Source organism: Streptococcus loxodontisalivarius, from assembly GCF_016908645.1.
Classification (GTDB): Bacteria; Bacillota; Bacilli; order Lactobacillales; family Streptococcaceae; genus Streptococcus; species Streptococcus loxodontisalivarius.
In genome coordinates this window covers 91,462-115,154 of sequence record NZ_JAFBEH010000001.1, presented here as the reverse complement: position 1 = coordinate 115,154, position 23,693 = coordinate 91,462, and the positions used below count along the sequence as shown (strand labels likewise).

General features: G+C 39.8%; 17 protein-coding genes, 3 tRNA genes, 1 other RNA gene and 1 riboswitch. Of the genes, 5 read left to right on the top strand and 16 right to left on the bottom strand.

Features of this window, described 5'->3' with window-relative positions; genetic code table 11:
* Positions 1-2: 2 nt before the first annotated feature.
* Positions 3-878 (bottom strand): iron uptake system protein EfeO, encoded by an 876-nt coding sequence (efeO, locus tag JOC28_RS00540; protein ID WP_205008693.1) that lies wholly within the window; start codon positions 876-878, stop codon positions 3-5.
* A gap of 182 nt (positions 879-1,060) precedes the next feature.
* The gene (gene pcrA / locus JOC28_RS00535) at positions 1,061-3,373 is read right to left on the bottom strand and encodes a DNA helicase PcrA (RefSeq protein ID WP_205008692.1); all 2,313 of its coding nucleotides are present in this window, start codon (positions 3,371-3,373) and stop codon (positions 1,061-1,063) included.
* Positions 3,374-3,811: 438 nt separating this feature from the next.
* Positions 3,812-3,934: riboswitch (glycine riboswitch) on the top strand.
* Between the two features lie 121 nt (positions 3,935-4,055).
* Between pcrA and JOC28_RS00530 the strand changes: the two genes are divergently transcribed.
* From JOC28_RS00530 to JOC28_RS00520, 3 genes are all read left to right on the top strand, one after another.
* Complete coding sequence (locus JOC28_RS00530) at positions 4,056-5,384, top strand: alanine/glycine:cation symporter family protein (RefSeq protein ID WP_205008691.1); 1,329 nt, start codon at positions 4,056-4,058, stop codon at positions 5,382-5,384.
* A gap of 178 nt (positions 5,385-5,562) precedes the next feature.
* Positions 5,563-6,894 (top strand): alanine/glycine:cation symporter family protein, encoded by a 1,332-nt coding sequence (locus JOC28_RS00525; protein WP_205008690.1) that lies wholly within the window; start codon positions 5,563-5,565, stop codon positions 6,892-6,894.
* A gap of 111 nt (positions 6,895-7,005) precedes the next feature.
* On the top strand, positions 7,006-8,199 hold the full coding sequence (locus JOC28_RS00520) for a cation diffusion facilitator family transporter (protein WP_205008689.1): 1,194 nt from the start codon (positions 7,006-7,008) through the stop codon (positions 8,197-8,199).
* A 344-nt stretch (positions 8,200-8,543) separates the two neighbouring features.
* Here the strand turns inward: JOC28_RS00520 and JOC28_RS00515 are convergent, their stop codons facing one another.
* The 9 genes from JOC28_RS00515 to JOC28_RS00475 all read right to left on the bottom strand — a co-directional run bounded on the left by JOC28_RS00515 (position 8,544) and on the right by JOC28_RS00475 (position 19,925).
* Positions 8,544-9,389, bottom strand: a complete 846-nt coding sequence (locus JOC28_RS00515; protein ID WP_205008688.1) for an amino acid ABC transporter substrate-binding protein — start codon at positions 9,387-9,389, stop codon at positions 8,544-8,546.
* A 14-nt stretch (positions 9,390-9,403) separates the two neighbouring features.
* Positions 9,404-10,033, bottom strand: coding sequence for an amino acid ABC transporter ATP-binding protein (locus tag JOC28_RS00510; protein WP_205008687.1), 630 nt, complete (start codon positions 10,031-10,033; stop codon positions 9,404-9,406).
* 9 nt (positions 10,034-10,042) lie between these two features.
* Entirely contained in the window at positions 10,043-10,684 is a 642-nt protein-coding gene (locus JOC28_RS00505; RefSeq protein WP_205008686.1) for an amino acid ABC transporter permease, read from the bottom strand.
* Between the two features lie 237 nt (positions 10,685-10,921).
* The gene (locus tag JOC28_RS00500) at positions 10,922-11,254 is read right to left on the bottom strand and encodes a zinc ribbon domain-containing protein YjdM (RefSeq protein ID WP_205008738.1); all 333 of its coding nucleotides are present in this window, start codon (positions 11,252-11,254) and stop codon (positions 10,922-10,924) included.
* Between the two features lie 112 nt (positions 11,255-11,366).
* Entirely contained in the window at positions 11,367-13,178 is a 1,812-nt protein-coding gene (glmS, locus tag JOC28_RS00495; RefSeq protein WP_205008685.1) for a glutamine--fructose-6-phosphate transaminase (isomerizing), read from the bottom strand.
* A 216-nt stretch (positions 13,179-13,394) separates the two neighbouring features.
* Complete coding sequence (lepB, locus tag JOC28_RS00490; protein ID WP_205008684.1) at positions 13,395-13,952, bottom strand: signal peptidase I; 558 nt, start codon at positions 13,950-13,952, stop codon at positions 13,395-13,397.
* 201 nt (positions 13,953-14,153) lie between these two features.
* Positions 14,154-15,656 (bottom strand): pyruvate kinase, encoded by a 1,503-nt coding sequence (pyk, locus tag JOC28_RS00485; RefSeq protein WP_205008683.1) that lies wholly within the window; start codon positions 15,654-15,656, stop codon positions 14,154-14,156.
* Positions 15,657-15,727: 71 nt separating this feature from the next.
* Positions 15,728-16,741, bottom strand: a complete 1,014-nt coding sequence (gene pfkA, locus JOC28_RS00480) for a 6-phosphofructokinase (protein ID WP_205008682.1) — start codon at positions 16,739-16,741, stop codon at positions 15,728-15,730.
* Between the two features lie 82 nt (positions 16,742-16,823).
* The gene (locus JOC28_RS00475) at positions 16,824-19,925 is read right to left on the bottom strand and encodes a DNA polymerase III subunit alpha (protein WP_205008681.1); all 3,102 of its coding nucleotides are present in this window, start codon (positions 19,923-19,925) and stop codon (positions 16,824-16,826) included.
* Positions 19,926-20,513: 588 nt separating this feature from the next.
* Here JOC28_RS00475 and ssrA point away from each other — a divergent pair.
* Both ssrA and JOC28_RS00465 read left to right on the top strand, forming a co-directional pair.
* Positions 20,514-20,862, top strand: a transfer-messenger RNA (tmRNA) gene (gene ssrA / locus JOC28_RS00470).
* A gap of 117 nt (positions 20,863-20,979) precedes the next feature.
* Positions 20,980-21,591, top strand: a complete 612-nt coding sequence (locus tag JOC28_RS00465; RefSeq protein ID WP_205008680.1) for a DUF3862 domain-containing protein — start codon at positions 20,980-20,982, stop codon at positions 21,589-21,591.
* 121 nt (positions 21,592-21,712) lie between these two features.
* Here JOC28_RS00465 and JOC28_RS00460 read toward each other — a convergent pair.
* From JOC28_RS00460 to JOC28_RS00440, 5 genes are all read right to left on the bottom strand, one after another.
* Positions 21,713-21,784 (bottom strand) — tRNA-Arg (locus tag JOC28_RS00460).
* 65 nt (positions 21,785-21,849) lie between these two features.
* The gene (gene rpsA, locus JOC28_RS00455; RefSeq protein WP_205008679.1) at positions 21,850-23,052 is read right to left on the bottom strand and encodes a 30S ribosomal protein S1; all 1,203 of its coding nucleotides are present in this window, start codon (positions 23,050-23,052) and stop codon (positions 21,850-21,852) included.
* A 124-nt stretch (positions 23,053-23,176) separates the two neighbouring features.
* Positions 23,177-23,248 (bottom strand) — tRNA-Gln (locus JOC28_RS00450).
* Between the two features lie 5 nt (positions 23,249-23,253).
* Positions 23,254-23,334: transfer RNA gene (locus JOC28_RS00445), tRNA-Tyr, on the bottom strand.
* A gap of 60 nt (positions 23,335-23,394) precedes the next feature.
* The gene (locus JOC28_RS00440; RefSeq protein ID WP_205008678.1) at positions 23,395-23,625 is read right to left on the bottom strand and encodes a DUF2969 domain-containing protein; all 231 of its coding nucleotides are present in this window, start codon (positions 23,623-23,625) and stop codon (positions 23,395-23,397) included.
* Between the last annotated feature and the right edge of the window lie 68 nt (positions 23,626-23,693).

Here is a 23,693-nt window from a genome sequence, read left to right as displayed (position 1 = left end):
TCCTATTCTAAGACGATACCCATCTGTGACAAAGGCTCACCAAGTTTTGTAACAGCTTGTGATAATGCCTTGGTATCTGCATCTGTCAATTCAGTATAAGACTTGTAGTGAGTTTCATCAGTCATGTACTTGTCAAGCAAGTCATTAACTGTCTTGAAGTCAGCTGTCAAAGTCTCAACCAAATCGGCATCTTTCTCTTCAAGAATTGGCTTAAAGAGTTCAAAGATTTCTTCAGCACCTTCGATGTTGGCTCTGAAGTCATAAAGATCTGTGTGTGAGTAGACCTCTTCTTCACCAGTGATCTTACTTGTAGCAACTTCATTAAGAAGATCCACAGCACCTGTTGCCATCATATCAGCAGTCACGTCAACGGTCGATACCTTGGCACGCAATTCCTTGATGTCATTGACAAGCTGTGTTGCGTATTCTTCTGTACCAGAAGTCGTATTTTGTTCCCAAAGGATGCGTTCGATACGGTGGAAACCAGTCCAGCCCTCTTCGGTATTGTTTTCATCAACATAGTCCACCAAACGGTAGTCAATCTTGATGTCCAACTCACCAAAGCTCTCTGCGATTGGCTCTGAACGCTCATAGGCCATACGGATAAGCGGATATTGTGCTTTTGCTTCATCCAATTTACCCTCTTTCAAAAGAGTTGCCCAGCTTTCCGTATCTGTCAAGAGTTGATCAATTTGACCTTCAACATAGCTACGGTAATCTTCAGTAATCTGGTCAATCTGTTTCTGCTCAGATGAAGACAAGGTTGATGTTGATGAGCTAGATGTGCTAGTTGATGTATTGCTTGAAGAACAAGCAGTCAAAGCAAAGGCTGATAAAGCAACCGTTGCCAATAAGGTGTAAAGTTTTACTTTTTTCATACAATCTCTCCTAAAAAAGTTTGAACACCTCTATTATAGAAGATTTGTCGCATGTGGTAAAGAAAATTATTAAAATAACGTAATATTCATTTTATTTATAATAGTTTTAAGAATGATTATAAAAAAGCAGGTATCAAAAAAATCCCCAACCTTGTGAAAAGTGGAGATTTATTTTCTTCTAATTACTTCTTCTCAATCGGTGCGACGCTTGCTAGAAGCTTTTTGAGACCAACTTCTGGGAATTTGATTTTGAGTTCCTGCGTCTTGCCAGTTCCAGTCACCTCAAGGACAGTTCCATCACCCCATTTTCTGTGGTGGGCAATGTCACCAATCTGCCAGCTGACTTCAGCCTTCTCTGCACCAGCATTTTTTCCAAATGGCAACGGAGCTGACTTGCCTGTACTTTGGGCAAATGGCTGAGCTGCTGAACGAGGTTGCGCTTGTGCCTTACGAGCTTGGAGCGCCTGTGACAAACTCATACCTTGACCGAACTGAGTTGGCTGTTCCTTGGTGTATTTAACGCCGAAGGATGAATTGGCAGGTCTTGCCAAGCCTTGGTAGGCAATGAGTTCGTCAGAAATCTCACGCAAGAAGCGAGTCGGACGGTTATAGCTTGTCTTACCAAAGAGGGTACGGGTATTGGCATTGGTCATGAAGAGGATTTCTTCGGCACGGGTAATACCAACATAAGCCAGGCGACGCTCTTCTTCTAACTCGTCAGGATCTTCGGCTGCGCGTGACAATGGAAAGACACCTTCCTCCATCCCAATCAGAAAGACAACTGGGAACTCAAGACCCTTGGCAGCATGGAGAGTCATCAGGGTCACTTCGGCTGCCTCAGCTTGACCGTCGTCTGTATCAGCGATAAGGGCAAGGTCATTCAAGAAACGGCTGAGCTTGTCCAAACCAGATTCGTCAGCAGGTCCATCATCATTAGTCTCATCAAAGTTTTTGGTTACAGATAAGAACTCTTCGATATTTTCAATACGTGCCTGACTCTCTAAGGTATTTTGAATTTTGAGAGCATCTAGGTAACCTGTCTTGTTAAGAACGACTTCAACAATCTCTGTAATGGTCATGCCGTCTAACTTATCTCTGAGATTCAAGAGAAGATGGGCTAGCTCATAGACTGCCTGCGCAGCTTTTCCCTTAAGGGGAGATAGCATGATATCCGCTGAAGCATCCATCAGACTCATGTTCTGCTCATAAGCAAAGAGTCTGATTTTCTCCAAAGTCCCTGGTCCCACACCACGCTTAGGCTCATTGACAATACGCTCAAAGGAAATATTGTCAGCTGGGTTAGCGATAATGTTGAGGTAAGAAATAACATCACGGATTTCCTTACGGCTGTAGAACTTGGTTCCACCCACCATGGTATAAGGAATGTTTGACTTGAGGAGCGCCTCCTCAATAGTACGTGACTGAGCATTGGTACGGTAAAGAACGGCAAAATCTTTGAAGTTTTTCCCCATCTCACGAACGATATTATCAATGGTTGAGGCTACAAAAACAGCCTCATCTCGCTCATCGTTAGCACGGTAATAGACCAACTGTTCACCATCAGCATTCTGAGTCCAGAGTTTCTTAGGACGACGGTTGCGGTTATTATTGATAACCTCATTTGCCGCTTGAAGAATCTTCTTAGTTGAACGGTAATTTTCCTCAAGTAGAACAACCTGAGCCTCAGGATAATCCTTCTCAAAGTCCAAGATATTCTGCATATCGGCACCACGCCAACCATAGATAGATTGGTCAGCATCCCCAACGACACAGATATTCTTGAAACGTGACGCCAAAAGCTTAACCAACTGGTACTGGGCATGGTTAGTATCCTGATACTCATCCACATGGATATACTGATAACGCTGTTGGTAGTAGGCAAGAACATCCGGATTCTGATCAAAGAGACGCAAGGTCATCATAATCAAATCGTCAAAGTCCATAGCCTCAGAACGGCGCAACTCCTCTTGATAGGCCTTGTAACATTTAGCGACGATTTGCGTATACATATCGCCTGCTTGATTTTCGTAGCCAACCTCGTCTAGTAGGTCATTTTTAGCGTTGGAAATGGTACCCAGAATAGAACGTTCATTCCATTTCTTGGGATCTAAGTTGAGAGCCTTCATGATACGTTTCATCAGCGTGCGCTGCTCACCTGGATCGACAATGGTGAAGTTACGGTTATAACCAATATGATCTGCCTCACGACGCAAAATGCGAACACACATGCTGTGGAAGGTGGCAATCAAGGTTTCTTCTGTGGCTGGATTGAGTGCAATGGCACGCTCACGCATTTCACGCGCAGCCTTATTGGTAAAGGTAATGGCAAGGATATTCCAAGGGTTGACCATCTTCTCATCAATCAAATAAGCGATACGATGCGTCAAAACTCGAGTCTTTCCAGACCCAGCCCCAGCCATAATCAACAGAGGTCCTTCTGTCGTCTCAACCGCCTGGGCTTGTCTGTCATTCATTCCATTTAATAAGGGATTCATTCTTCTACCTAGAACTTAGAAGGCTACAGTTCCTTCTAAACTTTCCTCTCTAGTCTTTCTATAGTGAATGGAATAAGGTTAGGATGAGGTTCAAGTCCTTTTGATGAACACCTGTTCAATCCCTACCTCCTTGCCTAGACCTATTCCTTTCTCAATCTACTATAATCATTAACCTTCTTATTGTACCATGTTTTGGCAAATATTGCTCTCTTGAGTCCATCTTGTAATGAGAAAATACTCTTTCATTTACAGAAAGCTTTGCTATTATTTCAGTAAATAGCGAATTATTTTCAAAACACAATTGACATAGTTCGTTTTTTTTATTAGAATAAAAACAAATAAAATATACCGAATGACGTTAATCAGGAGAAGAAAGTTAGTACTTTCGCCGAAGGAGTAAACTCTCAGGTGCCTCAGTTTGAGGTGGGACTGATTAAGGGACGGACTTCTGGAGAGACCTTGCAGAAAAAGGCTTACTATAAACTTTTTTTCTGCTCTTACAGGCGCCGAAGGGGCAAAGTAATCGCTCAATCTCTCAGGCAAAAGGACAGAAGATAATAATGTTGGCTAGGACTTTGAGATTTTCAGGTCTTTTTGGCTAACCTTCTTATCTATTTCCAGAGGTTCTTCCATTTGAAGAAACCTCTTTTTTAATGCTCATTCTACAAGGAGATTACCTTTTATGTTAGCTTTTTTCACTGCTCTGGATAATCTGGTCTGGGGTGCACCGCTGCTCATCCTCTTAGTCGGAACAGGGATTTACTTGACAGTTCGTCTCGGACTCTTGCAGGTTACTCGTTTGCCACGCGCCTTCAAGCTTATCTTCGCTGAAGACAAGGGTGAGGGAGATATCTCAAGTTTCGCAGCCCTTGCAACTGCCCTCGCTGCAACAGTTGGTACTGGGAATATTGTTGGGGTCGCAACAGCCATTAAGACTGGTGGTCCTGGTGCCCTTTTCTGGATGTGGGTTGCAGCCTTCTTTGGTATGGCAACCAAATATGCCGAAGGGCTTCTCGCTATCAAATACCGCTCAAAAGATGCTAATGGTGAGGTTTCTGGTGGTCCAATGTACTATATCGTTAATGGTATGGGACAACAATGGAAATGGCTGGCTATCCTCTTTGCCATCTTTGGTGTCCTAGTTGCTTGGTTGGGAATCGGTACCTTCTCACAGGTTAACTCAATCACATCAGCCCTTCAAAATAGCTTTGGCTGGTCTCCACAGATCGTTAGTATTTTGATTGCGGTCTTAGTTGGATTCATCGTCTTTGGTGGTATCCAGTCTATCTCAAAAGTTTCTGAAAAAGTTGTTCCTTTCATGGCTGCGCTCTATATCATCGCCGCGCTGATTGTTATTGGATTTAATATCGACAAGGTTATTCCTACACTCGTTTTAGTTGTTCAAGATGCCTTCACACCTGCTGCTGCTATCGGTGGATTTGCTGGTGCGACTGTCAAAGAAGCTATCCAAAAAGGGATTGCTCGTGGTGTTTTCTCAAATGAATCTGGTCTCGGCTCTGCTCCAATCGCTGCCGCTGCTGCCAAGACCAATGAACCTGTTGAACAAGGTTTGATTTCAATGACAGGTACTTTCATAGATACCATTATCATCTGTACACTAACAGGTCTTTCAATCCTTGTTACCAACCAATGGACTGGTAATTTGGAGGGGGCACCAATGACTCAAGCTGCCTTTGCTTCTGTCTTTGGTGATATGGGTAGTCTCGCACTTACCTTGTCACTTGTTCTCTTTGCCTTTACTACTATCCTCGGCTGGTCATACTACGGCGAACGTTGTTTTGAATTCCTCTTTGGTACAAAAGGAATCAGCCTCTACCGTACTATCTTCGTCCTTATGGTGGCTCTTGGTGGCTTCCTCAGCCTTGACCTTATCTGGATTATCGCCGATATCGTTAACGGTCTTATGGCGCTACCTAACCTGGTTGCCCTACTCTTCTTATCACCAGTTATCATCAAGGAAACCAAGTCGTATTTTGACCGTCATCGTTAAATAGCATAGCAAGTTTGGAAATTTCCAAACTTGTTTTTTTAACATAAGATTGTTTGATAGTTAACAAAGTTTGACAAATAATAGTATTCTAACATATAATAGATAGGTTGTTGTTTTTCTGCTATTACAGAAAGCAACAGGAGTTTTATGCTCAATTAATTATATTTAGGAGTTAATCATGTATCAATTCTTATCGTCACTAGACACACTTGTCTGGGGACCACCACTCCTAGTTCTTCTTGTTGGAACAGGGATTTACCTGTCAAGTCGTCTCGGACTACTTCAAGTCTTTAAATTGCCAAAGGCTCTCAAGTTGATCTTTGCAAGCGACAATAAGGGGGAAGGTGATATTTCAAGCTTTGCCGCACTTGCTACAGCACTAGCCGCAACAGTCGGCACAGGAAATATCGTTGGAGTTGCAACAGCTATTAAGCTGGGTGGACCTGGAGCACTCTTTTGGATGTGGGTTGCAGCCTTCTTTGGGATGGCAACCAAATATGCCGAAGGTGTTCTAGCTATTAAATACCGTACAGTTGATGACAAGGGCGAAATCGCTGGTGGCCCTATGTACTACATCACAAATGGTATGGGGGAAAAATGGAGATGGCTTGCTACTCTTTTCTCTCTCTTCGGAGTGATGGTTGCCCTCTTTGGATCAGGTACCTTCACTCAGGTCAATTCGATTACAGATTCTTTGAGAAATTCGCTCGGGCTGGCACCACAGATTGTCAGCATTGTCCTTGCAGTAGTCGTTGCCATTATCATCTTTGGTGGTATTCAATCCATCTCCAAAGTATCTGAGAAAGTCGTACCTTTCATGGCGATTATCTACATTATCGCTGCCTTGACAGTCCTTCTTTTCAACTGGACTAATATCATTCCTAGCTTGATTTTGGTAATCAAATCTGCCTTCACCGGTCAAGCAGCCACTGGTGGCTTTGCTGGTGCAACTGTTATGATTGCTATTCAATCAGGGATTGCTCGTGGTGTCTTTTCTAACGAATCTGGTCTTGGCTCTGCACCGATCGCTGCCGCTGCCGCTAAAACAGAGGAACCTGTTGAGCAAGGACTTGTATCAATGACAGGTACCTTTATCGATACGATCATCATCTGTAGCATGACTGGACTTGCCATCATCGTTACAGGTCAATGGTCTACTGATCTTAATGGTGCTAGCTTAACACAGTCAGCCTTCTCAACTGTCTTTGGTGATTTTGGAGTTTGGGCATTGACCATTAGCCTTATCCTCTTTGCCTTTACAACAATCCTCGGTTGGGGCTACTATGGCGAAAAATGTTTCGAATTCCTCTTCGGAACTAAAGTCATTCCAATCTATCGTATCGTCTTTGTCGCAATGGTTGCCCTCGGTGGTTATATCAGTCTTGAAACAATCTGGGTCATCGCTGATATCGTAAACGGTCTTATGGCCTTCCCTAATTTGATTGCACTGCTCTTCTTGTCACCAATTATCATTAAGGAAACCAAGACTTACTTTAAGAAAATAAAATAAAAAAAGCTGATTTTCAGCTTTTTTACTTTTTCCAAACATGTTATAATAGGAAGAATTGCTAAAAGTTATAAGGCAACCTCTGAACAACTTATTACAGAAAGGAATTGACCTATGTCTAGTCCAACAGATAACCTCAGACTTGCTAAAAGAGGTCCTATCCTCAGTATCATCGCCTACATCGGACTATCTGTCGCCAAACTCGGAGCTGGTTACTTTCTCAACTCAGCCTCACTGACTGCCGACGGGTTTAACAACCTGTCAGATATTGTCGGTAATATTGCGCTCTTGATTGGTCTCCACCTTGCTAGCCAACCTGCTGATGAAGACCATAAGTTTGGTCACTGGAAAATAGAAGATCTGTCCAGCTTGATTACCTCTTTCATCATGTTTATCGTTGGTTTTCAGGTTTTGATACAGACCATCCAAAAGATTATTTCAGGTGACAGTACAGAAATTGACCCTTTGGGTGCCTTGGTTGGTATTCTGTCGGCACTGGTTATGTTCGGAGTTTATCTCTACAACCGCCAATTATCTAAAAAGGTCAAATCAAGCGCTCTTGTTGCTGCGTCAAAAGATAACCTTTCAGATGCACTAACTTCATTAGGAACCTCAGTTGCCATTATCGCTTCTGCATTTAACCTACTTATCCTTGACCAGATAGTTGCCATCATCATTACCTACCTAATCCTCAGAACAGCCTACGAGATTTTCATGGAAGCAACCTTCAGCCTATCTGATGGATTTGATGATAAGCAGTTAAAACAGTATGAAGAAGCCATTTTAGAAATTCCTAAAATTACACGTGTCAAATCCCAACGTGGGCGTACCTACGGTAGCAATATCTATCTCGATATCGTCCTCGAGATGAACCCAGACCTCTCTGTTTACGAGAGCCATGCCATCACCGAACAGGTTGAAGAAATGCTTAGTCAGCGCTACTCAGTCTATGATATTGATATCCACGTTGAGCCTTCTGCCATTCCAGAGGATGAAATCTTTGGTAATGTTCTTAAAAAGCTCTTCAAGAACGAGAAACTTATTCTCTCAAAAATCCCAGATTACCAACTTCTCCTTGCCGATGACTTTTATAGCATTGACGAATTTGGTCAAAAACGTGATAAAGAAGAAACCATCGACAAAGACAGACACTTCCACAATGATTTTACCCATTTCAAGATGGAATCAGTCAGTCAAAAAACAAAACTTATCACCTATGAACTTGAAGGCTGTCTCCACACAAGCATCTGGCGTCGAAATGAAGAATGGTATCTGATTTATCATCAAATTACTAAAAAATCATCATAAAACCAAAAATAGTCTTATCAAACTGATTAGACTATTTTTGCACAAATAAAAAGAGGCTGGAAAAAAATTCCTAGTCCTCTTTCTTTTTAGTCTGATTTGCAAGACGCAGTGGTTGAGTGGGCTCTAATTCGTTGAAAAATCAACTCTTACAGCCCTAACGAATGACGCAAACTTTGTTTGCTTCATTTCCAACTTCCAACAGTTCACTGAACTGTTGGAAGTGTGCGGAGGTGGGAGTGAAACAGTCTGGGGATAGACTGTTTCAGGTCAGCAACCTAAAAGAAAGACTTGCTGACAAAATCGAATTCCTTCGGAATTACCGATTTTTGTCCCACTCTCTTTTCTTAACTTTTAATGTCGTCAGTAGCAACGTCTTCTCCAAACCATTTGTTTGAAATTTCTTGGAATTTACCTTCTTTGTAGAGTTGTTTGAAAGCTTCATTGATTTTAGTAACCAATGTTTTATCAGCTTTACGAGCACCTACTGAGAAGTTTTCAGCATCATAGCCAGTACTGATGATATTGTAATTATCCAAAGTACCTTCTTGATTCAAATAGTAATTCGCATAAACACGGTCAATCAAGAGACCGTCAATACGATCATTATCTAAGTCAATAAGAGCTTGAGTAAATGTTTCATATTGAGTTGCATCGCCACCTGAAACAATATCTTTCAAGATTTCTGGATTTGATGTAAAGGTATCATAACCTGATGAACCTGCCTGGGCACCCAAAACCTTATCTTTCATACCAGCTACAGTTGTGATATTAGATGATTTCTTAGTGACAAGCACCTGCTCATTTACCATATAAGGATCAGTAAAGGCTACTTTTTCCTTACGCTCATCAGTCACTGAGTAACCGTTCCAAATCAAATCAATGGTACCGTTGTTCAACTCAGTTTCTTTCATATCCCAGTTGATTGACTGCCATTTAACCGTAATACCGTATTCTGCAAAGACAGCATTAGCAAGGTCAATATCAAAACCGACATTCTTACCATCTTCATTCTCGTAACCCATTGGTACAAATGTGTTATCAAAACCGATAGTAATTGTTTTGTCTTTCTCATAGGTTGACCAATTATCAGAATTAGCTTTTGAGCTACTTGAACTTGAAGAGCTACAAGCTGCTAAAGTTACAGTTGCAAGTGCTGCAACGCCAAGGGCAATCCATTTTTTCAATTTCATAAATAGTCCTCACTTTATTTTGGATTTACTCGAAGAATATTATCTGCAATATTTTCAGCAAAAGTCATATCATGGGTAACCACAATTTGTGTAACACCAGTTTCACGATTCTGCTTAATCAAATTTTCAACTTCCTGACGCAACTCAGGATCTAGAGCCGATGTAGGCTCATCATAACCAATAATCTCAGGATCAATCATCATTGCACGCGCAAGAGCAACACGCTGTTTCTGACCACCTGACAGTGAAGATGGATAGACATTAGCATGCTCAGACAATCCCAAACGTTTTAAAAGACCAAGAGCTTTATCTGTCGCATCGCTTTTTGTCATTCCCATCGTTTTGGTTGGTGACAAGATGAGATTATCCAAAACAGTCATATGCGGAAAGAGTTGGAAATCTTGAAAAACAAAGCCCAAAAGATTTTCAGTTTCTAAGTGATTGGTAGGAACTGGTTTCCCATTATAAATGACTTCACCAGCATCCATTGTCTCAAGACCAGCTAGCATACGAAGCAATGTAGTCTTACCACCACCAGATGGACCAACAATCGCTAGAACTTCACCATCTTGAATTGTCAGACTAAAGTCATGAAAAATAACCTTTTGACCAAAATTTTTGAAAACATTTTTTAATTCTAACATGTCATCACCTTACTTATAATAATCATACTTTTTCTCAATTTGTTTTGATAGTACTGTGACAGCACCAATCAATAGAAGGTAAATGGCACCTGCAATAAACATTGGGGCAAGCGTTGCATCACGGTTTGCCGCAGTTTTACTTGCCATAAGAAGGTCTCCAACACCCAGAACGTAGACAAGTGAAGAATCTTTAACAAGATTGATAATTTCATTGAAAACACTTGGTAGAACAATCTTGAAAACTTGTGGCAAAATGATGTAACGAATGGTTTGAAGTTGATTGAATTTCAAAACCTTAGCTGCTTCGAACTGACCTTTAGGAATTGCCTCGATACCACCACGGAAGATTTCTGCAAAATAAGCCGCATAATTAAGAGTGAAAGCAAGGATTGCCGCAGGAATACGTTCCATAACCACTCCAACACTTGGCAATACATAGTAGAAGAAAATCAATTGCAAGAGTAAAGGTGTTCCACGCATAACCCAAACATAGATGGTCAAGAGCCAACGTAAAGGTTTAAATTTAATTTGCATCAGAAAGGCAAGAGCTGCTCCAATTGGGATTGAAAGAACAACCACAATTGCAAAAACTTCTAATGTTACCACAGCACCGCTTAGCAGGCTTGGTAGGACTTGTAAAATGTAAGACATAGTCTCTCCTAACAAAATCTTTTGGACCTGATATTCAGTGTTTTAGATAAAAACTCAATTGAATGATAGATAAACAAGCACAGTTTACTAACTTTATGGCTTCATTACCTATTCTAAGCACCAAAATCCAAACTAATACCAATATTATACCAAAATTTGACCTTTTTTGATAGTTTTTTCTATGTAAAAAGGACCAGACGCACTCTACTAGGAGAATGAATATCTGATCCTACAAATTTAGATTTTCTTAACGAATTCTGATTTCAATTTCATGGCACCAAAACCATCAATTTTACAGTCAATATTGTGATCACCTTCAACGATACGAATGTTTTTAACACGAGTACCTTGCTTAAGATCTTTTGGAGCACCCTTAACTTTAAGGTCTTTGATCAAAGTAACAGTATCACCATCAGCTAATTTATTACCATTAGCATCAATAGCTACCACACCTTCTTCTTCAACCTCATTTGGATCCCACTCGTAGGCACACTCAGGACAAACAAGCAAAACTCCATCTTCATAAACATATTCTGAATTACATTTTGGACAATTTGGTAGTGACATGATTAACTCCTATTTTTTAATATAACAACTATTTTACCGTAAAATAGCAGAGCTGACAAGCATTCCTAGAAAATGAAAAGCCTTTCGATAGAAAACTTACGAAAGGCCCTTATTTTTATTCAACTGTAACTGATTTTGCAAGGTTACGTGGCTTATCAACATCAAGCCCTCGTTGGAGAGTTGCATAGTAAGCAACCAACTGTGTTGGAACGACCATTGTGATTGATGATAGATACGGGTGGACAGTTGAGACTTTGATGTCATCATCTTCACGCGCCATAGTTTCATCAACGATAGTCAAAACGTTAGCTCCTCGAGCGATAACCTCTTGAACGTTACCACGTGTGTGGGCTGCTAGGACTTCGTTGTTTGAAATGAGGGCAAGAACTGGCACACCATCTTCAATCAAGGAAATTGTACCGTGTTTCAATTCTCCTGCTGCAAAGCCTTCACATTGAATGTATGAGATTTCTTTCAATTTAAGTGATGCTTCCATAGCAACATAATAATCGTTACCACGTCCGATATAGAAAGCGTTGCGTGCATCTGCAAGAAGCCCTTGAACTTTCTCTTCAATGAGGTCTTTTTCTGAAAGGGTTGCCTCGATTGATTGTGCAACAAGTGATAGTTCGTGTACCAAATCAAACTCAACTGCTTCTTTCTTACCATTAGCTTCACCAACAGCTTTTGAAAGGAAAGCAAGTGCAGCAACTTGAGCTGTATAGGCTTTAGTAGATGCTACAGCAATTTCTGGACCTGCGTGTAACAACATTGTATAGGTTGCTTCACGTGAAAGTGTTGAACCTGGAACATTCGTTACTGTCAAGCTAGGAATTCCCATTTCATTTGCTTTAACCAAAACTTGACGGCTGTCGGCTGTCTCACCTGATTGACTCAACAAAATAAACATTGGTTTCTCACTCAAAAGTGGCATATTATAGCCCCATTCTGATGCAACACCAAGTTCAACAGGTGTATCTGTCAATTTTTCAATCATTGCTTTTGATGCAAAACCAGCATTGTATGATGTACCAGCTGCAAGGATATAGATACGACCTGCTTCTTGTACAGATTTCACAATTGCAGGGTCAACAGTAAGATTACCATCAGCATCAGCATAAGTTGAAATCAATTTACGCATTACTGTAGGTTGCTCATCAATCTCTTTAAGCATATAGAATGGATAAGTTCCTTTACCAATATCTGAAAGGTCAAGTTCAGCAGTGTACGCTTGACGTTCTACAAGATTTCCATCATAATCAGAGATTTGAACACTATCTTTTGTAAGAACAACAAGTTCTTTATCATGGATTTCCATAAATTGTGATGTTTCACGAATCATTGCCATTGCATCAGAACATACCATGTTGTAACCATCTCCAAGACCAATAAGAAGAGGAGATTTATTTTTTGCAACAAAGATTGTATCAGCATTCTCAGAATCAATCAATGCAAAGGCATAAGATCCTTCAATAATATGAAGTGCTTTTTTGAAAGCCTCAAGAACTGTTAACCCATCTTCAACAAATTGGCCAATCAAGTGAACTGCAATCTCGGTATCAGTTTGTCCTTTAAGTGTATGACCAGCAAGATATTCTTCTTTAATTTGAAGATAGTTTTCAATAACACCATTGTGAACAAGTACAAAACGACCTGTTTCAGAAGTATGAGGGTGAGCGTTATCTTCAGTAACTTGACCATGTGTTGCCCAACGAGTGTGACCAATACCAGCTGAACCAGCGATATCGATACCAATCTTAGCACGAAGATCAGCAATTCGACCAACAGATTTAATCAAGTTTGAACGTTCACCGTTTACGACATAGATACCAGCTGAATCATAGCCACGATATTCCAATTTTTCAAGACCTTGCATCAAAATATCAGTTGCATTTGAATTTCCTACAACACCTACAATACCACACATAATAAATTATCGTAGCAGAGACTAACTGCTACTCTCCTTAAGTTTTATTTAAGAATTGGTATAGTCAATCAATGACTACCAAAACCTTGCAATTACAGTATATACCTAATCATTTTTTCTGTCAAGAAATAAATTGGTATAGTCAATTTCATAAAAATAAAAAGCTTGATGTAAACATCAGGCTCTTCTAAACTAGTAATTTCTAAAAGAAATCAATTATTTTTCTGAATCAAAAAATCCAAATTTATCTAAAGGATAAAGCCTAAAATTAATAACCCCTCTGATTTGACTCTTCTTAATGAGACCAAATTTACGACTGTCATTAGTATTCTGACGATCATCATTTAAAACTAAATAAGTCCCGTCAGGTACACTGGTATATTTTCCTGAGCTAACTGTCGAAACAGAAAGATCTGAAGTAAAAACTTGCTGATTATTACTTGTTTGGTAGTCAGCCTTCTCTTCTTCAATATAACTCTCATCCTGAACAACATCATTAATATACAGAATATCATCCATTACTGTTACCGTATCACCTGGAGTTCCAATTACCCTACTAATGTAAAAAATACCATCAACTTCATAAACAATGAAGTCCTTATAAGCTGGAGTAACATTTTTATTAACAACAACTATGTCATTTTTTTGCAAGAAAGTATTGGAAGCATCTTCATGAACCCTAAAACTTGAAAAAATAAACATTCTCAAAAGAATAAAAGCTAAGATTGCAATGACTATAAGTATAATATTTCTAATTAAATCTCTTTTTACCATTCGTTACTCCTCTAATAATATTATACCATGAATTAGAAGGCAAAAAAAGGATGACTTTAAAATATAATAGTAAGAAAGTCATGAATTATAATTATCATCCTAAAGTAAAATGACATGGTAAAGGCCTACTATCATTTTCAAGACAAGATAAAAAGCCTATCAAATAGGCAATCTCGCTATTCGATAGACTTTTTTATTTTATTATTTTACAGTGCGGATGCGCATTGTGTTTGTACCACCTGAACCAACTGGGACACCAGCAACGATAACAATGTTATCACCTGATTCAACAAGTCCTGATTCAAGAGCTACTTTTTCAGCTACGTCAAACATATCGTCTGTTGAAGCTGGTTTTTCAGTAACAACTGGAATAACACCCCAGTTAATCATCAATGATTTTTGAGTTTTCTCATCAAATGTTACTGCCAAGATATCAGCATCTGGACGGTATTTAGAGATAAGACGTGCAGTATTACCTGATTCAGTCAACGCAACAACAAGTTTGATATCCATTGAGCTTGCAGCATCTTTAACAGCTGAAGCAACAACTTCTGTCTTAGTTGTACGAGCAAATTTTGATGAATCAAGACGACCGTATTCGTTAAGAAGTGTTTGTGCATTCTTATCGATTGTAGCCATTGTACGAACTGATTCAACTGGGTATTTACCGTTAGCTGACTCACCTGAAAGCATTGTTGCATCAGTACCATCGATAACAGCGTTGAAGACGTCAGATACTTCTGAACGAGTTGCACGTGGTTTATCAGTCATTGTTTCAAGCATGTTTGTTGCTGTAATAACTGCTTTACCAGCTGCATTTACTTTAGTGATGATCATTTTTTGGTAAACTGGAACCATTTCAAATGGAACTTCGATACCCATATCACCACGAGCAATCATGATACCATCAGCAGCTTCGATGATTTCATCAATGTTGTCAATACCTTGTTGGTTTTCGATTTTAGCGAACAATTTAACGTGTCCGTTACCTGTTTCTTCACAGATAGCACGTACTTCGTTAACGTCTTTAGCAGTACGTACAAATGAGATAGCGATAAAGTTAAGACCTTGTTCAAGACCAAAACGAATATCAGCATTATCACGTTCTGCAAGTGCTGGGAAAGGAATTTTAGTGTAAGGAATGTTTACACCTTTTTGTTTAGCGATAACACCATCGTTTTCAACTTCAACGATGAATTCACGTTTATCAGCATCTTTTTCAACAACACGAAGTCCAAGTTTACCATCATCGATAAGAACTTGTTTACCAACTTCAACATCGTCGAAGACATCAAGTGCACCAGCAACGTTCAATGCGATAACATCGCGTGTTGATTGGATACCTTGTTTAGTTGCAACGCGAATTTGTTCACCAGTTTTGTATGAATATTCTTTTGCATCTTCAGCAAACAATTCAGTACGGATTTCTGGTCCTTTAGTATCAAGAAGGAAACCAACTTTTTGTCCTGCAAGCTCTTCTGCTTTACGAACAACTTCCATACGTTCACCTTGTTCTGCATGGTCACCGTGTGAGAAGTTGAAACGGAAAACGTTAGCACCTTCAGTGATCAATTGAGCGATTTTTTCAGCAGATGCTTGGTGGTCAAGTTTTTCACCCCAGTATCCATCTTCACCGAATTTTTTACCACCACGGATTTCAACCGCAGGTCCAAGTGTTGCAACGATTTTTACACGTTTATTCATGATTATATGAAACTCCCTTTATTTAATGTCGACTAGCGACGGTTTAACAAATATAATTAATTGACTTTTTCTTAGTGTGCAAGATCACGATTAAGTTCAGCAAAGTCAAGGCGTGCCTTGTGTGGATTATTTACCACGATTTTACCTTCTTCAGTAAGGCTAAACAAAGCACCTTCTTCAGCTGTACCAAGGATTGGGCTTTCTACCAATTCTTCGTTGTGGATACCAACGGCAAGACCACCACGACCAGCTTTAAGAAGTTCAACAGCGTGTGCACCCATCCATGAAGCAAGGACACGGTCACGGGCTGTTGGTGAACCACCACGGAGAAGGTGACCAAGGTTTGTAACACGAAGGTCGCTAGTATCTCCAGCTTCTTTCATTTTAGCAGCAAATTCTTCACCGCTCATAACACCTTCAGCTACAACAATGATGTGGTGATTTTTATTTTTAGTTTCGTAACCTTCAGTGACTTTACGAACAACTTCGTTGATGTCAAAGTCTTCTTCAGGAACGATAATTTGGTCTGCACCGCCTGCGATACCAGCCCAAAGAGCGATATCTCCAGCGCCACGACCCATAACTTCAACAACGAATGTACGTCCGTGACTGAAAGCAGTGTCGCGAAGGCGATCAAGTGCTTCTAAAGCAGTATTTACAGCAGTATCAAAACCGATAGTGTAATCTGTACCAACGATATCATTATCAATTGTACCTGGAAGACCAACTGCTGGGAATCCGTGCTCTGTCAAACGCATAGCGCCGTGGTAAGAACCGTCACCACCAACAACAACAACTCCCTCGATTCCATGTTTTTTAAGTTGCTCAATACCTTTAAGTTGACCTTCAAGTTGGGCAAACTCTGGGTAACGAGCTGATTGAAGGAATGTTCCACCACGAGAAAGCACGTTAGCTACGCTCTTAGCGTCGAATTGGTGGATATCACCTTCGACCATACCTGCATAGCCACGGTTGATTCCATAAACTTCCATTCCTTCTGAAATTGCTTTGCGAACAACTGCACGAACAGCAGCGTTCATACCAGGGGCGTCTCCGCCACTAGTCAAAACAGCAATACGTTTCATTATGCTTGGTACTCCTTTTATTAATTTAACGTTCTTATTATAGCACAAAGATTTTCAAAACGCTCCTATTTTTGTTAAAAATTTAACGAAAAACCGTTTTCAAGGTTATGCCTTGTAATTCATTCTGAATTTCATCATTTTTCATAACAAAATAGGTTTGACTTTGAATAGTTTCTCCAGTTTCTTTATAGTGTAATACTACTGGCAGATGACCCGGAAAAGCTGCTAGAACTCTGGCAATTGCCTGATCATTCTGGTGGTTTTCAATTAAAAGCCAGAGCTTTTCAAGACTTGCCTGTTCTAGTTTACCAAGAATCATTTGATTCTTACCATCTCGTTCTTGAATCTTTCCTGTCATATAATAGAGCCCGCCTTCCTTTAGAAGCTGGCTATAATGATGGAAAGTTTCTGGGAAAATTGTAACTTCAATCGTTGATTGTGTGTCTGTTACCGTTGCAAATGCCATCTGCTGTCCATTACTTTTAGTTCTGATAATTTTCAATTTATCTAGCTGTACCAGTAGCGTTGCTTGTTGATTTGCTTGGACTTGTCCAATCATCTGATAAGCTCCGCCTTGTTTCAAAAGTTCCTTAAGCGGATGTGGACTGATGCCAATGCCTAGAATCTCTTTTTCAGCTTGGTACTTCTCCAAATTTGAAAAATCTTCAGCTTCTATCCAATTGTAGCTCAAATCAGCAAAGAGACTTCCCAGTTCGCTCACAAAAGTTATCAGAGAAGAAAGATTTTCAATCAATTTTCGTCTGTTTGAGTCAAACTGATCAAAAAGTCCGACTTGGATCATTGGGACAAGAAACTCCTCTTTCTGATATTTCTCAGGTAAACGGCTAAGAAAATCCTCCATATTTTGAAATGGACGGTTTTCTAAAATCCAGTAAGCTAAGTCTCTAGGAACAGGTTTAAGATTGTTGAGCCCCAAGTAGATTCGCCCTTCAGATAGTTTGTCCATATAAGGAACCTGATTGATTGACAAAGGCTGCACTTCAAACTGGGCATTGAGGGCGTCTGTAATATAGTCACTGCTCGAATAATTAAGCATGACATTATAGAAAATTGCTGGATAATGACACTTAAAATAAGCTAACTGAAAGGCTAGAGCCGAGTACGCAAAGGCGTGACTTCGGTTAAAACCATAGCCTGCAAACTTTTCCATCATGGTGAAGAGGCGCTCTGTTGTTTGAGGATTTCTGTTCAATCGCTGAGCTCCTTCATAAAAGTCTGCTGACATTTTATGCATTTCACTAGCATCCTTTTTAGACATGGCCCTGCGGAGCAAATCCGCCTTACCTAGTGTAAAACCTGCATAGACCTGCGCAATCTGCATGACCTGCTCCTGATAGAGCATGATGCCATAAGTTGGCTCTAAAATGCTAGCAATGGTTGGATCGATTAAGTCAACTTCTTCCCTGCCAAACTTACGATTAATGAAGTTATCAATGTAATCACTAGCACCAGGTCGATTTAGACTGGTTGTGGCTACTACTTCTTCAAATCGTCTTGGTTTGATACGTTTAAGGAGATTGATAGCGCCAGCTTGCTCAAATTGAAAGATACCCTTAGTATTTCCAGCAGCAAAAAGTTTTAAGGTTTCCTGGTCTTCAAGATCGATACTGGCAATATCAATATCAATCCCTTGTTCTGACAAAAGGAGTTCTTTCATTCTCTGGACAAAAGTCAGATTTCGCAGACCTAGAAAGTCCATTTTTAAGAGACCATTTGCTTCAACTGCTCCTGCATCATACTGGGTCACCATCATATCCTCACCTGGCTTAAGTGGGATATGATCTGTCAACAAATCATCACTCATCACGATACCAGCGGCATGGATAGAAGTCTGTCTTGGTCTCCCTTCAAGTTTTTTAGCAATAGAATAGGCTCTCTGGTACTCTGCTTTGCTATTAACCAACTGACGAAAAGAGGCATTCTTCTCATAAACACTGGTGAGGTTATCTCTAAAGCCAATCTTTTTGGTTAGGTTAGAAAGCTCGTACTCAGCAGCACCAAAACGCTTAAAGACATCACGAACCGCCTGCTTGGCACCAAATGTCGAGAAGGTCACAATCTGCGCTGCATGATCACGCCCATAACGATCTCTAACATAGTGCAGGAACTCACTGCGATAAACATCTGGCAAGTCGATATCAATATCGGGCATACTATAACGCTCTTCGTTTAGGAAACGCTCAAAAAGAAGATTATGCTTAACTGGATCAATCCCAGTAATATCAAGTGAATAGGCAACCAAACTTCCTGCAGCAGAGCCTCGTCCCATCCCCATGTAATAGCCTTGGCTACGCCCAAAGCGGAGCAAATCCCAAACAATGAGGAAGTAATCATCAAAGCCCATCTTATGGATGACCGCAAGCTCTCTTTCCAGACGTTCTTGATAGTCTGCTAACCAAAGACCTTTCTGCTCCAAACCAGCCTGAGTTTTCTCACGAAGTTCAAGGTAAGCGTCCTTCTGACGATTGAATCGTGGTAATTTAAGATTGCTATCGAAGTCATAATGAATTGAAGAGATAACTTTTCCTAAATTATCAATACTCTCAGGGAATTTTGAAAGAAAGGCTTGCTCCATTGTCTTCATTGGAAACAGTAACTGATTTTCAGCAACCGGCTTCACTTCTCTCAGAGGTAGGTTATCTTTGATGGCATGTAGAACCTGGATGGTCTCCCTATCTTCATTTGAAAAATAGCGGATGGTATAGAGAGGGAGAATTGGTTTTGAAAAGACAGTTTCTTCTGTTTCCAAATCAACACCAATATAAAAATCACGATTTAAATTAAGAGTCTCAATTCCTTGAAAATGAGGAATAATCAAACAAATATCTTCAAAGAAGGCTTCTAAGAGAGAATAGTCATGATTATCTGACATGATTTCCGTTGAAATTTTCATCAGATTTTGGTAGCCCTTACTAGACAGCGCAAGCAAACGTGTGGATAGTAATTGACCAGAAAAATCAATCTGACAATCTAAGCCAAGAACACCAGTTAAACCAGCCTGCTCTGCCATTTTGATAAAATGATAGCCAGCATAGAGATTATCCTTATCCATGATACCGACATGGCTATAACCCAAATCTTTAGCACGGTCAATGTAGGTCCTCAAGTCAATCACACTATCCATAAAGGAATAGACCGTTTTGGTATCCAAGGGTGCAAACATGGCAAATCCCCTCCTTCTTTTTTGATTTATCTTATCTATTATACTATGAATAGGATAAAATAGGCAAAAAGTTCTCTTAGCATACCTGATATTGAAGAAGTTCAGTTGTTGCTTATCTCAGCATAGACAAGGCTTTGCTAAGTCAAAAAAATCGCGACGATAAATTAAAAATATCATCATATATGATGGGAGGTTAATTTATCGTGACGATGCTTTAGGCGTACGAGGTACGCCACCTTCGATTCTCTCTACCGTGGTGCTAAGAGCGACACATTCGTTTAGGAGTAAAATAGCACAGTGGGCTATTTTAGGTCTGAGCCTTAAAACTAGAAAGCGAAGAGAAAAGCCCCTAGGCATTTCCTTTAGTAATGAAACTGAAGGTTTGCGACACGAAATGGTAATTTCGATAATTCTTCGTTTCCTGTTACCCTCCTCAAACAGACCGATGAACTTATAGCAAGTCTGAATTTTGGGTTGCCGACCTAAGGAGAATATCGAAAAAACAAAAACAACAGGAATGATTCAATATTGAAATTTTTGCTATTTCAAGAACTCTCTGTTATAATAAGGAAGTATCATTTCTCATATGGGGTCGTTACGGATTCGACAGGCATTATGAGGCATATTTTGCGACTCGTGTGGCGACGTAAACGCTCAGTTAAATATAACTGCAAAAAATACAAACTCTTACGCTGTAGCTGCCTAAACACCAGCTCGCGTGACTTGGACTGGATTGCTTGCGTTTAGTTTCAGGTCTTATTATTAGCAAGATACGTTTAACTATTGCCTAGCTAGTTAAAAAGAGATTGATAGGCTCGCTATCTGAAGGGTTGAGTTATGTCTCGTCTGATGGTTAAATCAAAAACATAACCTATGGTTGTAGACAAATATGTTGGCAGGTGTTTGGACGTGGGTTCAACTCCCACCGGCTCCATCAGAAAAGGAACTTGAGACAATGTCTTAGGTTCTTTCTTTTATATTACAAAGAATAAGCAAGAGGAATTATCATATTAAATATGCTATAATATTTAATAAATAAAAATTGGAGAAACTTATGAAATCAAAAAAACTAGTCAGTCTCTCACTGGCAATTATTGCAAGTCTAAGCTTAGCTGCATGTTCAACATCAAGTACAGACACTTCTTCAAGCTCATCTAGTAGTGTTAACCAGCTAACTGCTGATAATCAAGAAACTCGTTTAAATTTTAACAAAATCACTACAGGAACAGCTGCTAATAATTTCCAAGGTGGTTCTACCTTGGAACAACTCACTGAACTTTTCGGTCAACCTAACAGCCATGAACAAAGAGCAGCTGGCGACGCAACTGTAGAAGCATATACTTGGCAAATTGATGCAATAACAATTGAAGCTCAATTGTATAACAACTCTACGATTGCAAAATCAATTTCAGGCTTTAGCTTTATTCGCGATGCCAAGGTTACCTTAAAAGACTATAATAAGCTTAAAGTTAATGAAACTACCTATGATCAAGCAGTACAAATTCTGGGTGAACCAGACGTTATGTCTCGTGCAGTTTCTTCAGATAGCGAACAAGTTCAAGCAATTTGGACTAGTGGACTCAAAACTGATTCAACAGCACAAGTTGAATTGAACTTTACAAATAATATCTTAACTACTGAAAATCAAGTTGGTTTAAGTAACTAATTTAAGACCTCAAAAACAAATAGAAAAAAGAGATTGAATAAAATTGTTCAATCTCTTTTCTTTGATTTGGAGCAAGAAAATTAAAAACTCTTATATATCAAGAGTTTTTAGCTTGTGTTTATCCACCCTAAGGGAATCGAACCCCTATTTCAAGAACCGGAATCTTGCGTGATATCCATTACACTAAGGATGGAAAGTAGTTTGAACGATTGGTTCAAACTATAGAAAAGAGCCTGCTAAGCAAGCTCTGTATTATAATTACAATTCAATATCACCGAAAAGATCAGCCATTGAGAATCCAGTTTGAGTTTCTGGAAGTTCGTAATCACGTTTTTCTTGACGTTTTGGACGACGTGGACGTGATTGACGTTTTTCTTCTTTTTCACCTTCAGCTTGTGCTGGGCGTTCTTCAAGAGCTTTGATTGAAAGTGATACACGTTCTGCATCAGCATTTACTTCAAGAACTTTAACAGTAACGTCTTGACCTACTGAAAGAACATCTTTTGGATTTTCAACACGTTTGTGTGAAATTTGTGAGATGTGAACAAGTCCATCGATACCAGGCAATACTTCAACGAAAGCACCGAAGTCAGTCAAACGTTTAACTTTACCTTCGATAACATCACCAGCAGCAAGTTTTTGTTCAACACCATCCCATGGTCCAGGTGTTGTAGCTTTCAATGAAAGTGATACACGACCTGCTTCTTCGTCAATAGCAAGAACTTTAACTTCAACTTCATCACCAACTGATACAACAGATTTTGGTGAAACGTTACGTTCGTGTGACAATTCAGTCACGTGAACAAGTCCGTCAACACCACCAAGGTCGATGAAAGCACCGAAGCTTGTCAAACGTGCAACTTTACCAGTTACAACTGAACCAACTTCAATTTTTGAGAAAATTTCTTTACGAGCTTCTGCTGCAGCTGCTTCAACAACTTCACGACGTGAAAGGATGAAACGGTTTTCTGAAGCATCAACTTCTTTAATTTTAGCACCAAATTCTTGACCTACGAATTGTTCAGTGTTACGAACAAAACGAGTATCGATCATTGAAGCTGGGATAAATCCACGGATACCTTCAAATTCAACTGAAAGTCCACCTTTAACGGCACGAGTACCTTTAACAGTAACAACTTCTTCTTCACGACCAACAAGCTTGTCCCATGCTTTGCGAGCTTCCAAGCGTTTTTTAGATACAAGGTAAGTAACAGTATCAGTATCTTTACCTACAACTTGACGAAGAACAAGCACTTCAAGTGTTTCGCCAGCTTTAACAAAGTCGTTGATGTCAGCATCACGATCGTTAGTCAATTCACGAAGAGTAAGAACACCTTCAATACCAGTGCCTTCGATAACAACGTTTGCTTGACCATTATCAACAGTTAAAACTTCCGCAGTGACAACATCACCAGGGTTAACTTCGCTAACACTGTTTAGCAAATCTTCAAATTCATTCATTCTAAAAAATCCTCCAACAAAAGCTAGCAGAGCTAGCTTTTGATAACAATATATTTTCTCAAGGTACCCGCAAGGACAAGCAATTATCTCTTTGACGGTGTCAGATAAAATCTGATACCTTTGACTGGGGTAGCTGGATTCGAACCAACGCATGAGGGAGTCAAAGTCCCTTGCCTTACCGCTTGGCTATACCCCATTAAATGGAAAGAGAGGGATTCGAACCCCCGAACCCGAAGGAGCGGATTTACAGTCCGCCGCGTTTAGCCTCTTCGCTATCTTTCCTTAACAACAAAAACTATTCTATCATAGATTTTGTTGGTGTGCAAGACTTTTTTTATTTTTTTAGCGATTTAGGTTATATTCTTCAACGATTACTGCTACGGCTGCTTCAAGCTTCTTGTGGAAAGAACTTGCGATTCCATCTTTAACAATAACAAATTGGTCGTCAAGCTCTGCAATTTCACCAATAGCTTTCTTACCGATTGATAGTGAATAGCCATCAAGTTTCACATTGTTTACTGAAACTTTTGCGTCAGCGATTTGAATTTCGATTTTTTTGTCTTTTTTACTCATAATTTACCTCTTGACCTCATTTTCCTTACCATTTTACACGAAAACAAAAAAGCTTGCAAGATTAACCT